This is a genomic window from Janthinobacterium sp. GW822-FHT07H10 (assembly GCF_058798675.1).
In genome coordinates, this window is sequence record NZ_JBXAKS010000011.1 from 56,436 (window position 1) to 69,716 (window position 13,281).

At 66.6% G+C, this 13,281-nt stretch carries 12 protein-coding genes; 6 read left to right on the forward strand and 6 right to left on the reverse strand.

The window, feature by feature from the left end:
* Window positions 1-8 precede the first annotated feature (8 nt).
* From AC1RDJ_RS22070 to AC1RDJ_RS22090, 5 genes are read left to right on the forward strand one after another with little or no spacing between them, the layout of a single operon-like run.
* Window positions 9-980: a hypothetical protein gene (locus tag AC1RDJ_RS22070; RefSeq protein ID WP_493028706.1), complete on the forward strand. Its 972-nt coding sequence runs from the start codon at window positions 9-11 to the stop codon at window positions 978-980.
* Window positions 977-2,764, forward strand: a complete 1,788-nt coding sequence (locus AC1RDJ_RS22075; protein ID WP_493028707.1) for a VWA domain-containing protein — start codon at window positions 977-979, stop codon at window positions 2,762-2,764. Before AC1RDJ_RS22070 ends, AC1RDJ_RS22075 begins: the two co-directional genes overlap by 4 nt.
* Window position 2,765: 1 nt before the next feature.
* Window positions 2,766-3,359, forward strand: coding sequence for a hypothetical protein (locus AC1RDJ_RS22080; RefSeq protein WP_493028708.1), 594 nt, complete (start codon window positions 2,766-2,768; stop codon window positions 3,357-3,359).
* A gap of 2 nt (window positions 3,360-3,361) precedes the next feature.
* Window positions 3,362-4,723, forward strand: coding sequence for an acyl-CoA synthetase family protein (locus AC1RDJ_RS22085; protein ID WP_493028709.1), 1,362 nt, complete (start codon window positions 3,362-3,364; stop codon window positions 4,721-4,723).
* The gene (locus AC1RDJ_RS22090; RefSeq protein WP_493028710.1) at window positions 4,720-5,769 is read left to right on the forward strand and encodes an AAA family ATPase; all 1,050 of its coding nucleotides are present in this window, start codon (window positions 4,720-4,722) and stop codon (window positions 5,767-5,769) included. The genes AC1RDJ_RS22085 and AC1RDJ_RS22090 overlap by 4 nt, the downstream gene beginning before the upstream one ends.
* An 83-nt stretch (window positions 5,770-5,852) precedes the next feature.
* On the opposite strand, the gene AC1RDJ_RS22095 is transcribed toward AC1RDJ_RS22090, so the two are convergent.
* Entirely contained in the window at window positions 5,853-6,413 is a 561-nt protein-coding gene (locus tag AC1RDJ_RS22095) for a TetR/AcrR family transcriptional regulator (protein WP_493028711.1), read from the reverse strand.
* A gap of 165 nt (window positions 6,414-6,578) precedes the next feature.
* On the opposite strand from AC1RDJ_RS22095, the gene AC1RDJ_RS22100 reads away from it, so the two are divergent.
* A complete protein-coding gene (locus AC1RDJ_RS22100) occupies window positions 6,579-7,382 on the forward strand; it encodes an SDR family NAD(P)-dependent oxidoreductase (protein ID WP_493028712.1) in 804 nt (267 codons plus the stop codon).
* A gap of 18 nt (window positions 7,383-7,400) precedes the next feature.
* Here the strand turns inward: AC1RDJ_RS22100 and AC1RDJ_RS22105 are convergent, their stop codons facing one another.
* The 5 genes from AC1RDJ_RS22105 to malG all read right to left on the reverse strand — a co-directional run bounded on the left by AC1RDJ_RS22105 (window position 7,401) and on the right by malG (window position 13,279).
* The gene (locus tag AC1RDJ_RS22105) at window positions 7,401-8,393 is read right to left on the reverse strand and encodes an AraC family transcriptional regulator (protein ID WP_071324319.1); all 993 of its coding nucleotides are present in this window, start codon (window positions 8,391-8,393) and stop codon (window positions 7,401-7,403) included.
* Window positions 8,394-8,441: 48 nt separating this feature from the next.
* Entirely contained in the window at window positions 8,442-9,728 is a 1,287-nt protein-coding gene (locus tag AC1RDJ_RS22110; RefSeq protein WP_493028713.1) for an O-acetylhomoserine aminocarboxypropyltransferase/cysteine synthase family protein, read from the reverse strand.
* A gap of 94 nt (window positions 9,729-9,822) precedes the next feature.
* The gene (locus AC1RDJ_RS22115) at window positions 9,823-10,734 is read right to left on the reverse strand and encodes a carbohydrate kinase family protein (protein ID WP_493028714.1); all 912 of its coding nucleotides are present in this window, start codon (window positions 10,732-10,734) and stop codon (window positions 9,823-9,825) included.
* Window positions 10,731-12,431: an alpha-amylase family glycosyl hydrolase gene (locus tag AC1RDJ_RS22120; protein ID WP_493028715.1), complete on the reverse strand. Its 1,701-nt coding sequence runs from the start codon at window positions 12,429-12,431 to the stop codon at window positions 10,731-10,733. Before AC1RDJ_RS22120 ends, AC1RDJ_RS22115 begins: the two co-directional genes overlap by 4 nt.
* On the reverse strand, window positions 12,389-13,279 hold the full coding sequence (gene malG / locus AC1RDJ_RS22125) for a maltose ABC transporter permease MalG (RefSeq protein WP_071324315.1): 891 nt from the start codon (window positions 13,277-13,279) through the stop codon (window positions 12,389-12,391). Before malG ends, AC1RDJ_RS22120 begins: the two co-directional genes overlap by 43 nt.
* Window positions 13,280-13,281 lie beyond the last annotated feature (2 nt).

Here is a 13,281-nt window from a genome sequence, read left to right on the forward strand (position 1 = left end):
GGACGGCGATGATTTCTCCTGCCTTTGCGGCCATCCTTGCCAGCGGCCGCGCCCAGTTCAACGGCCGCGCGGCGGAAGCGCGCCGGCGTTTTCCCGCGCTCGACATGGCCGCCTTCGGCGCCTTTTTGCACGATGGCGTCGATCCGCTGGTGGCGGCGGTGGCCGCTGCCGCGCCCGAGCGGGCCGGCAGCGTCACCCTGGCCGCCTACGACATGGCACTGGAACTGGTGGGCCATGGCCTGGCCGGCCCGGCCGCGAAAAACCCTTTTCTGAATGGCGTGTGGCGCGCGCTGGCGCCGCAGTTTGCGCCGCTGCTGGCGACGGCTGCCGTGGACGTGCTGGGCTTGCTCAGCAACGCTGCCATCCACCTTGCGGGCGTGGCGGGCGCGCGCCCCGCGCAATGGCAGCGCGAACTGGCGGCGCTGGCGCCGCAGATCAGTGCTGTGGCTGACTTGCGCGCCGTGGGCCAGGTGCTGGCCTGGCGCGCCGGCGTCGCGCATTTCCGCCTGGGCGCGCTGGCCGCCGCCGATACCCTGCCGCCCGCGCTGGCGCTGGCCGCCTTTGGCGAACCGGGTGCGCACTGGCCGCACGTCCACGCGCAATTGCTGGCCAATCCGTGGCGCGGCAATGCCGAAGGCAGGGAGTTCGGCAGCTTCAGTGGCTTCGGTGGCGCCTTCGGCACGCCGCCGCAGGTGCGCGCCACGGCCGAGGGCTTTGTCGTGTGCAGCGGCGAACGCCATTATCTGCTGGTGGCCGATGCCTGTGGCGCCGTGCTGCATGGCGCCACGGCGGAAGAATACGCGCAGGCGTCAACCGACGTACCGGCGTCCGTGCGCCTTGAGGGCGCCGCCGTGCAGATCGGCGCGCGCCGCATTGAACTTGACCTGCCGGCGGGCGAGATCGCCATCGCCGCCAATGCGCATACCGTGGCCATCACGTCGCCTTACACGCATGCGATCCGCCTGCTGCCGCTCGCATGAAACCGGGCGCCGACACCGCGTTGATCGACACCTGGCACGCCGCCTGGCCCGAGGCGCTGGCCGTGTGGAGCAAGTTCACGCGCCTGCGCGACCCGAGCCTGTGCGCCAGCCGTGTCCAGGCCAGCAAGGAAGGCCTGTCCGGCAGTTTCGCCATGATCCGCCTGCTGGACCAGAGCGTGGTGGTCGATCTGCCGCTGGTGACGGAGCTGGGCCTGGACGACTATGCGCTGGAAATCCTCGCGCATGAAGTGGGCCACCACATCCTTGCGCCGGGCAGCGCCGGCGACCAGTTTCGCCTGCTGGCCCGCATGCGCCGCGCCTTGCCCACGCTGGAGCAGCACGCGCCCATGGTGGCCAACCTGTACACGGACCTGTTCATCAACGACCGCCTGCAGCGCCAGGCGAACCTGCGCATGGCGGACATTTACCGCAAGCTGCAGCAGGGCAGGGAGCCGGCAGCGGATGGCAAGGCCAGGGCCAGCGGCGGCGTATGGACCCTGTACATGCGCATCTATGAAAACCTGTGGCAGCTGAAAAAGGGCGAGCTGGGGGGCGCAGCGACCGGTAGTGATGCGGACGAGCGCCTGGATACGGATGCCTGGCTGGGCGCGCGCCTGATCCGCGTCTACGCGAACGACTGGATGCTGGCGGCGGGCCGCTTCGCCACCTTGCTGCTGCCTTACCTGGTGGAAGACACGGATGCCTTGAGTCCGAGCCGCTATCTGCACGACACGCGCGACGCGGCGCGCGGCTGCCAGACGTATGGCGCGCAGCAGATCGAGGATGACGAGGAGGACGGCGCCATCCATCCCGTGCACGACCAGCGCATCTCGGGCCTCGATGGCGAAGAAGCCGCCGCCGATGCGCCGGCCAGGGCGGCTGGCGGCCAGCTGCGCGAGCCGTTCGAGCTGGGCGACATCCTGAAGGCGTCGGGCGTGGACCTGAGCGACCATGAAATCGCCATCCGCTACTATCGCGAGCGGGCCTTGCCGCACCTGGTGGCGTTTCCATCGCGTCCAGCGCCCGAATCGCAGGAGCCGCAGATGGAGGGGCTGGAAGCGTGGGAAACCGGCGATCCGCTGGAAGACATCGACTGGCTGCAGTCGGTGCTGCAGTCGCCCCGGCCCGTGCCGGGTGTGACCACGGTGCGCCGCGTGTACGGCCGCGAGCCGGCGCGCGCCGTGGACGCCATGCCCGTCGACCTGGACATGTATGTCGACAGCTCCGGTTCCATGCCGAATCCGCAGGCGCACACCTCTTTTCTGACCCTGGCCGGCGCCGTCATCGCGCTGTCGGCCCTGCGCGCCGGCTCGAAAGTGCAGGTGACACTGTGGAGCGGCAAGAACGAGGTGATGCAGACGCCCGGTTTCGTGCGCGACGAAGACATGATCCTCGGCGTGCTGACGGGATTTTTTGGCGGCGGCACCTGTTTCCCCATTCACTGTCTGCGCAAGACCTATGCGGCCAGGCGCGAACGGCCGGCGCACATCCTGATGATTTCCGACGACGGCATCACCACCATGTTCGACGGCGATGAACAGGGCAACAGCGGCTGGGATATTGCCGCCAAGGCGCTGGCCCAGGGTGGCGCGGGCGGCACCATGGCCCTGAACCTGGAACGCGGCTGGGATGGCGCGGCAACCCACACGTGGCTGCAGCAAACCTATGAGGACCTGAAACGCGCGCGCCGCGAACAGGGCTGGGATATCCACGCCGTCGAGCGCTACGAGGATTTGCTGGACTTTGCGCGGGCGTTCAGCCGGCGCCACTATATAAAATCATGACATGCATACTCCCGGTCCCCACCTTGAAATCCTGACCCACCGCCTGGCCGACACCCCCGTCGAATTCCTGGGTGAGCCGCGCATCGCCGGCGTCGCCAACGCGCAGGCCGTGGCGGTGCCTGCGCTGGTCAATGATATTCTGCTGCTGCATGGTGCGCGCGCGCCTGCCGCCTCGCTGCAGGGTTTTCACGGCGCCCACGTGAAGGCGGACCGCAACCGGTTGGCACTGGCCATGGTCCTGTGCTGGCTGCTGGCCGCCGACTGGTTCATCGCGCAGGGGCTGGCGCAGCAGGACTTGCTGCAGGTGCTGGGCGAGGCGGCGCGCGAGCTGGCCGCGGCCACGCCGGCCCACCAGTTCACGCACGATCCCGAGCGGCGCGAGGAACTGGCGCGCATCGTGCTGGCGCGCCTGGGTTTCCGGCCCGCCGATGAAAGCGTGGCGCAGGCCACGGACAGGCTGTCGGCCATCAGCGGCACGGAGCGCCGCAGGCTGCTCGAAGCGAGCCGCCTGGCCGAGCAGCGCGCGCGAGAGATACGCGAAGCGCTGGCCAAGAAGGCGGCCGAGGAATCGGCCGACAAGTGGTCGCGCGAATGAGCGTGGATGCGAATCTGCCTGGCGGCGCCTGGGCATCCGACCGCGAATATTGTCCCACGCTGACGCAGGCGGGCAGGGACATGCTGGAGCGTTTGCGCAGTCACCCTTCTGCGCCCCGCTACCGCAACCGCAGCGGCAACAAGCTGCTGGCAGAAGAAGTCGACGCGCTGCGCGCCTATGAGCGCGAGGTGATGGAGGCCGGCATCGGCTGGAGCGCCGATGCGCCGCCGCCCTGGCTGGCGGATTTCCTCAGAAAGACCTATGCCGCCGTCCCCTATTACCGCGCCTGCGGTTCGCCGCCCGCGCGCCTTGTCGACGTGGCGCCCATCAGCCGCGCCGAGCTGGCGCACGACATCGCCGCCTTCGTGCCCGACGATGCGGACCTGGCGCGCATGATCAATTTCCAGACCACGGGCACCACGGGCCACCCGCTGCTGATCGCCTCGCACCCGCTGGTGGCCGGGCGCTACCTGGCTTTCCACAAGCGCGCGCTGCAGCGGTTCGGCGTGACCTTGCGGCATGGCGCGGGACAGGTGGGCGTTATGCTGCTGGGGCACCAGCGCCGCTGCTTCACCTATGTCTCCGTCACGCCCACGATGGGGGAGTCGGGGCTGGCGAAGATCAACCTGCACGTGGACGACTGGCGCGACCCTGACGATCGCGCGCGCTACCTCGACGCCATGGCGCCCGAGCTGATCGCGGGCGACCCCATCTCGTTTGCCGAGCTGTTGACCCTGCCCATGGCGCACCGGCCGGCCGCGCTGCTGTCCGTGTCGATGATGCTGTTGCCGGGCATGCGCGCGCGTCTCGAAGCGGCTTTCGGCTGTCCCGTGCTCGATATCTATTCGCTCAACGAGGTGGGACCCGTGGCCGTCTATGACGAGCAGGCGGGCGGCCACGTGCTGCTGCAGCACCGGCTGTACGTGGAAATCCTCGATGCGGCTGGCCGGCCCGTGCCCGAGGGCACGCGCGGGGAGATCACGCTGACGGGCGGCTTCAATTTCTGCCTGCCCCTCGTGCGCTACCGCACGGGCGACTACGCTTCGCTGGCGCATGGTCCGCACGGTCCCGTGCTGGTTGGACTGGCGGGCCGCAGTCCCCTGCGCTACAAAACGATCCACGGCGGGTGGATCAATAATATCGACATCACGCACGCCCTGAAGCCGCTGGCCATCGCCGTGTTTGGCGTGCACCAGCAGGGCGACGCCTCCGTCGTGCTGCGCCTGGCGCCGAACGCCATGCCGCATGAGGATCAGGCGCGCGCCTTGCTGGCGCCTTTCTTTGGCGCCATCGGCGTGGAAGTCTTGCTGGCGGAAGACAAGATCATTCAATACACGTCGGATTTGCGGGAAGCGGTGGCATGACAGGATTTGCAGTGAACAAATACAAGCGCGGCCTGGTGGTGGGTAAATTCTGCCCGCTGCACCTGGGCCATGAACTGCTGATACGGCGCGCGCTGGATGCCAGCGAAGAGCTGCTGGTGGTCAGCTACACCAAGCCCGAATTTCCCAGGCTGGAACCGGCGCGCAGGGAAGGCTGGCTGCGCGCGCAATTTCCTCAGGCGGCGGTCGTGGTGCTGGACGATGCGCGCCTGGCCGCCCTGTGCGCGGCGCGCGGCGTGCCGGCACGGACCTTGCCGCATAACGATGATGATGGCGATCTCCATCGCCACTTCATGGGCTGGCTATGCTGGACGGTGCTGGAGCTGCCCGTCGATGCCGTCTTCAGCAGCGAAGAGTATGGCCCCGGCTTTGCGCAGGTGCTGCAGCGGCATTACGCGACGGGCGCGGTGGCGCATGTGAGCGTGGACCAGGCACGCAGTCTGGTGCCCGTGTCCGGCACGCAGGTGCGGCAAGACCCGCATGCGCACGGCGCCTTCCTGTCGCCGCTCGTCCGCGCCAGTTTTGTGCGGCGCGTGTGCGTGCTTGGCGGCGAGTCGAGCGGCAAGACGACCCTGGCCGCAGCGCTGGCGGCGCATTGCGACACGGGCTGGGTGGCCGAATATGGCCGCGAGCTGTGGGAAAGCCAGGACGGCATCCTGGCCTACGACGATCTGCTGACGATAGGCAGGGAGCAGCTCAGGCGCGAAGCCGCGGCCGCCGGGCAGGCGCGGCGCTGGCTGTTTTGCGATACCTCGCCCCTGACCACGTATTTTTACTGCGTCGAGATGTTTGGCAAGGCCGAGGCGGAACTGGCGCAGCTGGCCGAGCATCGTTACGACCTGGTAGTGCTGTGCGCGCCCGATTTTCCGTTCATCCAGGATGGCACGCGCCGCGACGGGGATTTTCGCGCGCGCCAGCATGCGTGGTACCAGGCCGAACTGGCGCGGCGCGGCATCGCCTTTGTCACTGTGTCCGGCACGGTGGCCGACAGGGTCAGGCAGGTGGCGCAATTGCTGGTGGCGCCGTAGGGCGGAATTGCGGCGTACGCCGCGTAATCCGACGACATTGTGAGCGTATGTGGTGATGTCGGATTACGCTCCGTTAATCCGCCCTACGCCTCTGCGCACGCAGCGCTTACCGCAGCCAGGATTTCATCTGAAAACGCCTCATCGTCGACGGCGCGCGTCAGCGCCACGGCGCCCACCATGGCCGACAGCATGACGATGGCGTCTTGCCGTGGATTGCGCCTTTTCTGCCACGGAAAATGCGTGGCCAGCTTGCCGATGATGGTTTTCAGGTGGAAGGTGAAGGCGGGGCGCACGGCCGGCTGCTTGCGCACGTCGCCGGCCAGCGCGGCCAGCAGGCAGCCATTGCCGGGCGCATCGCGGTGGGCCGTGCTCACATAATCGCGCACATACTGGCGCATCGCCTCCGGGCTGGCCGTGGCCGCATCGAGCGCCGCGCGCGAATGGGCCGAGCCGTGCAGGGTGCTTTCCGCCATCAGCGCTTCCTTTGAGGAGAAATGGTTGTAGAAGGGGCCATGCGTGAGTCCCGTCGCCTTCATGATCTGTCCCACGCTGACGCCGTCAAAGCCCTGTTCGCGGAACAGGCGGGCCGCTTCCGTCAGGATGCGCTGGTGTTTTTCCGCCGTCTCGGCCGCTGGATATCGCATGCTGTTCTCCCGTGGATCAATAATTTCTGTTGACATCATACATTACGTACGTCATGCTTTATATTAAATATGATGATCGTCATGTTTAATATCGGTGCCAAACATGATGCCTATCATGCTTGGACGTGATTTATTTGAAACTAGTCAACTTGTAAAGGATTTATCATGAGTACAATCAATACACAAGGCACGGCCCTCGTCACCGGCGCCTCGTCGGGCCTGGGCGCCGTGTATGCGGACCGCCTGGCCAGCCGCGGCTTTGATTTGATCCTCGTGGCGCGCCGGGTCGAGCGCCTGGGCGTGCTGGCCAAATCGCTGGCGGAAAAATACGGCGTGGCCGTGCGCGCCATGGCGGCCGATTTGTCCGCGCCGGCCGACCTGCAGCGCGTGGCCGATGAACTGGCCACCAATCCGGCCATCACCATGCTGGTGAATAATGCGGGCGCCTCGACTCTGGCGCCCGTCGCCGATACGCCGAAAGCGGGGATCGCCGCCATGGACAAGGTCAACGTGACGGCCGTGGCGGAGCTGAGCTATGCCGTGCTGCCGCAATTCAAGCTGCGCAACAGCGGCACCATCATCAATATCGGCTCCGTGCTGTCCTTCCATATTTTGCCTGTGAGCACGGTCTACAGCGCCACCAAGGGCTATGTGATGAATTTCACGCGCGGCCTGCAGCAGGAACTGGCCGGCACGGGCATCGTGGTGCAGCTGGTGCTGCCTGCCTCGACGGCGACGGAAATCTGGGAATTGAGCGGCGTGCCGCTGGCACAGCTGGACCAGGCCACCATCATGCGTGCAGAAGACTGCGTCGACGCGGCGCTGGCGGGCCTCGACCAGGGCGAGCTGGTGACCTTGCCCTCCGTGGAAGACAAGGAACTGTGGGAGCGTTTTGACGCGGCCCGCCTGGCCCTGTTCGCGGGCGCGATGCGCGGCAAGCCGGCATCGCGCTATGCCATCGCGGGCTGATACCTGCGGCAGCGGAAGCTACAGCGGCCGCACGGGGATGCAGATCTCGCAAGAGAATTCGCCGGTGGCCGGGTCCAGCGCCGTGGCGGCGGAAAAGCGCTCGAAGCAGGGGCGCTCATCCCATTGCAGGCCGCTGGCCGGCATCCATTCGCGGGCCATGCGCGTCCACGCTTCGGCGATGGCGCTGGACGGTCCCTTGAATTGCGCCACCGCATAGCGTCCGCCCGGCAGGGTGGTGATGCTGGCCCTGCCGCCTGGCTGGAAAGAGTCTGGTACGGCGACGCAGGCGTCGTAGCGGCATTTGTCCGGCGGCGTGAGGCTGGGATCGTCATGGCCGATGCCGTAGCAGGTCGCGTCGCCCAGTCCATGCGATTGCATCCATGGCGCGACGGTGTCGCGCCAGAAGGCGCCGATGGCGGGACCGTAAGGGCCGATATGGCGCTGGCACGCCACGGTGGCGGGCGGCAGGTCGAGGATGGTGACTTGCATGGGACTCTCTCTGTAAAGTGAATTGGAGTGCCCATGGTGCTGGAAGTCCGGCCCGTTTTCCTGACCGGCATTGCGCAAGGCCTGATCAGGATTGCTATCTTGCCGGCGCTGGCGCATGGCCGCGAGCATGGCAGCGTTTTTCGCGGCGACGCCGGCGCGCCAGGCCGTCGGCGTGCAGCCGAACTTCAGCTTGAAGGCGCGCGCGAACGCCTCGCCGGAGCCGAAGCCCGTCGCCAGCGCGATGTCCAGTATCGCTTCGCCGGGGCGGCATGCGAGCCGCAAGGCGGCCGTTTCCAGGCGCCGGCGGCGCGCATAGTCGCCCAGCGTTTCGCCCATCCAGGCGGCAAACACGCGGTGGAAATGGAAGCGGGAAAAATGCGCGACGTCGGCCAGCTGCGCCAGGTCCAGCGGCGTGTCCAGGTGGCGGTCGATATGGTCGAGCACGGCGTTCATGCGCCGCGCGTATTCGGCGCGGAACTGGCCGGACGCCGGCTGCACAGGGGGAGTAGGAGGGGAGGACATGCGGCCGATTATGGCATGAACTCCCCTCGCTGCGGCTTGAAAAAGGCCTCAGGCCGCGTTCAAGGCCTGCTCCAGGTCTTCGCGCAAGTCGTCGATATGCTCGATGCCGACGGACAGGCGCAGCATGTCTTCCGAGACGCCCGCCTTGGCCAGTTCTTCGGGATTGAGCTGGCGGTGCGTGGTGGAGGCCGGGTGCGTGGCCAGCGACTTGGCGTCGCCGATGTTGACCAGGCGCGTGAACAGCTGCAGGGCGTCGAGCACGCGGGCGCCGGCCGCGCGTGGGTCTTCACCAGCAGCCAGCTTCAGGCCGAAGGACAGGATGCCCGAGGCGCGGCCGTGCATGTATTTCTTCACCAGCGCGTGGTCAGGGTGGTCTTCCAGGCCCGCGTAATTGACCCACGCGACTTTCGGATGGTTTTTCAGGTGCCTGGCCAGGGCCAGGGTGTTGTCGCAGATGCGGTCCATGCGCAGGGCCAGCGTCTCGATGCCCTGGATCAGCTGGAAGGCGCTCAGCGGCGAGATGGCGGCGCCCATATTGCGCAGCGGGACGACGCGCGCGCGGCCGATGAAGGCGGCGGGGCCGAACGCTTCCGTGTAGACGACGCCGTGGTAGGACACGTCCGGCTCGTTCAGGCGCTTGTAGCGCTCCTTGTGCTCGGCCCACGGGAACTTGCCGCTGTCGACGATGGCGCCGCCCACGGTGGTGCCGTGGCCGCCCAGGTATTTGGTCAGCGAGTGGACGACGATGTCGGCGCCATGCTCGATGGGACGGAACAGGTAGGGGCTGGGCACCGTGTTATCGACGATCAGCGGGATGCCGTGCGCGTGCGCGATCTCGGCCAGCTTGGCCACATCGGTGACGTTGCCCAGCGGGTTGCCGATCGATTCGCAGAAGATGGCCTTGGTGCGCGCGTCGATCAGCGCGGCGAAGGTCTCGGGCTGGCGCGCATCGGCGAAGCGCACCTCGATGCCGATCTGCGGCAGGGTGTGGGCAAACAGGTTGTAGGTGCCGCCATACAGCTGGCTGGCGGAGATGAAATTGTCGCCCGCTTCGGCGATGGTCTGGATCGCATAGGTAATGGCCGCCATGCCCGAAGCGACGGCCAGCGCGGCCACGCCGCCTTCCAGCGCCGCGACCCGCTTTTCCAGCACGTCCTGCGTCGGGTTCATGATGCGCGTGTAGATATTGCCGGCCACCTTCAGGTCGAACAGGTCGGCGCCATGCTGGGCGTTGTCGAAGGCGTAGGCCACCGTCTGGTAGATGGGAACGGCGGCCGCCTTGGTGGTGGGGTCTGGGGTGTAGCCGGCATGCACGGCCAGGGTTTCGATTCTCATGGTGTCTCCGGTTGCTATGGTATGCGGTGGTGAAATCCGCAGCCATTGTGCCATGAGCCACTTGCCAAGCTATCACGCTTGATAGAATATTAAGTCATAAGCTAGTGCGGTCTTGATATAAGTCATGCAGCTCCGCCAGTCCGATGAAACGTTCATGCGTGCCATGCTGGGCGCAGGCAAACGCGCCGGCGATGGCGCCACGGCGCATGGCGGCGTCCATGCCCGCGCCATCGAGCCACGCCTGCAGGAAGGCGGCGACGAACGAGTCACCGGCGCCATTCGTGTCGACCACGGGCAAGTCCAGCTGCGCGCACGGGAAGTGGCGGACTTCGTCGCTGCCGCGCTCCAGCAGGTAGGCGCCGTCGGCGCCCGCCATGGCGATCACGGCCTGCGCGCGGCCGGCCGAGACTATTGCGCGCATGACGGACTCCGCGCGCGCGCCCAGCGCGGCCGTGCTGAGGAAGACCAGGTCGGCGCGCAGCGCGAAAGTCCTGTGGTGCGGATTGACGCCATCCCAGTCGTGCAAATCGGTCGACACGGTGGTGCCGCACACTTGCGCGTCGTCAAACAGATCGGCCACCCAGCCCATGATGGAAAAGTGCGCGTGGCGCGCGGGGCCCAGGTAGGGCAGGTAAAACGCGGCCGGCATGCGCACGCCTTCCGGGTGGCGGCCGTCGTACAGCGACATCCGGCGCCCCTGCGGGTCGACCAGGTTGACGCTGCGCCGCGTGCCGGACGGCTCGACGATGTGCGAGAAATCGAGCTTGGCCGCCTTGTAACGCTGCAGGATGGCCGCGCCCTGCGCATCGTCGCCGATGAAATCGATGAACTTGCAGCGCAAGCCCAGCGCGTGGCAGCCGAGTGCCACGCCATTGCCCGTGTGGGCCACGTAGTCGAGGATGGGCGGCACGTGCACGGAATCGGCCACCGGCAGTTGCAGGTCGGGGACGCGCACGATGGTGTCGATGCCGGCGCCGCCGACCACTAAGATATCGTAGGTACTCATGGTGCAGCTTTCTCCAGCAGGACGGTGCCGGCCGCGTTCACCGCGACGGCGCCATCTTTGACGATGCAGGTTTGATTGGTGTAAGCGTCGCGCAGCAGGGCGCCGTCGGCGAACACGCCGTGCACCTGCAGGTTGATGGCTCCTTGCGCCTCCGGCACGGCGATGACGGCATCGTCCTGCGTCACGCGGGCGAACGCGTATGGCTTGTCGTCGATGAAGCGGTGTTCGCCGCGCGCCAGCGCCGGATGGCGCAAACGGAACTGGCCCAGCTTGCGCGCATGCGCCAGGGTGGCCGCATCGGGCGAAGCCCAGTTCATGCTTGACCGCGTCGCCTGCTGTTCGTCGCCGATGGGCGCCGCGCCAGGCTGGCGGCCGCTTTCATCGCCGTAGAACAGCTGCACGCCGCCGGGCGCCAGCAGCAGGGCGGACAAGCCGTGTTTCAATTTCTCGCGCGGGAACAGGCTGGTGTCGTGCGACGAGATGTACGACAGGATGTCGTGGCGGGGTTCATTGCCTATGCGCTTGCCCAGCAAGGTCGCATACTGGCGGTAGACGCCATCGAGCGTTTTCCAGTCGCCGCCGGCGCGGTGTTGAAAGTCGAAATTGATCATCGAGTCGAAACCCGCGTCGTGCCAGCCGCTGCGCTCGGGACCATGGCCCCACGCTTCGCCCGTCATCCAGAACGGCGCGTCGTCGATCTTCTGTTCAGGGTGGCGCGCCTTCCAGTCGGCCAGCGCATCGGTGGCGGCCGCGCGCAGGGCCAGCCAGCTGACCGGCTCCACGTGCTTGACGGTGTCGGCGCGAAAGCCATCGACGCCGAATTCGCGCACCCAGTCGGCCAGCCAGTGGACGAGGTAGTCGCGCACGCTGGCGCCTGGCAGGGCCACGGCGCGCGTATCCGCCTTGCGTTGCAAAATCGGCGGCAGGCCCACGGCCTTGCCGCTCTCCGTGCGGAAGTCGGGCAGGTAGGCCAGCTGCATGGTGAAATCGTCCTGGCCGCCGTCGGGATAGCCGGGCAGGCCGGCGCGCACCCAGTCCGGGCCCCACCATTGCCTGAATTCGAAGTTGTTGTAGTCGAGGTAGCTGTGATAATCGCGCAAGGTGGCTGTTTCGTGGCCGGGCCACAGCACGGGCACCTTGTACTGCGCCAGGGTGCGCAGGTCCGCGTAGCCTGGATGATTGAGCACGACGTCGAACAGCACGCGGATGCCTTGCGCGTGCGCCGTGGCTATCATCTCGCGCAATTCCTCGCGCGTGCCCATGTTGGCGTCCATGGTGGTGTAGTCGAGGGCCCAGTAGCCATGGTAGGCATAGTGCCGGAATTGCTGCTTGCCGCCCACCACCCAGCCGTGGATCTGTTCGTAGGGCGCCGTGATCCACAGGGCGTTGATGCCCAGTGCTTGAAAATAGCCGGCCTTCAGCTGCTGCGTGATGCCGGCGATGTCGCCGCCGTGAAAGCTGCCGATATTGCCGCCCTCGGGGTCGGCGGCGCGGCCATAGCTGTGGTCGTTGCCGGGATTGCCGTTGGCGAAACGGTCCGTCACGGCAAAATAGACGATGGGGTTGTCGGAGAATGTTGCTGAAACCTGCTTCCCTGCCTGCGCCGAAGCGCACACAAGCAGGGCGGCCAGCGTAGTCAGGGTGCGCCGCATGGTCAGCCCTTCACGCCGCCAGCCGTCAGGCCGGAGATCATCCATTTTTGCGCCAGCAGGAAGACGGCCGTGATCGGCAAGCCGGACAGGATGGCCGCGGCCGCGAAGTCGCCCCACAGGTATTTTTGCTCGTACAGGAACAGTTTCGAGCCGACGGCCAGGGTCAGGTTATTCTGTTCGTGCAGCAGCACGGAAGCGATCGGGTATTCGATGATGGCGCCGATGAAGGACAGCAGGAACACCACCATCAGAATGGGCACCGTCATCGGCAGCAGCACGTAGACGAAGGCTTGCCACTGCGTGGCGCCGTCGACCTTGGCCGCTTCCTCGATTTCGATGGGGATGGTCTGGTAATAGCCCTTGATGGTCCAGATATGCATGGCGATGCCGCCCGTGTAGGCCAGCACCAGGCTGCCGTGGTGGTCGATGCCCAGCCACGGCACATAGCTGCCCAGCAAGTCGAAGATGGCGTAGATGGCCACCAGGGCCAGCACGGCGGGGAACATCTGCAGCAGCATCAGCGCGGACAGGGTCTGCGACTTGAAGCGGAACTGCATGCGCGCGAATGCATACGCGCAGGTGGTCGACAGCAGCACGGTGACGGTGGCGCTCATGGTGGCCACCTTGATGGAATTCCATAGCCACAGCAGCACGGGGAAGTCCGGCTCGACCAGGGCGCCGTTGGCCGCCTGGTAAGACATGCCCAGCGCCAGGCGCCAGTGTTCGAAGCTGATTTCGGGCGGAATCAGGCTGCCCGAGGCGAAATTGCCGGGCCGCAGCGAAATCGACAGTATCATCAGGAAGGGGAACATCACCAGCGCGATCAGCGCGATCACGGCGGCATGGGCCGCCAGGATGCGCCAGCGGTTGGAACGGTCGACAACGATAGCCATGG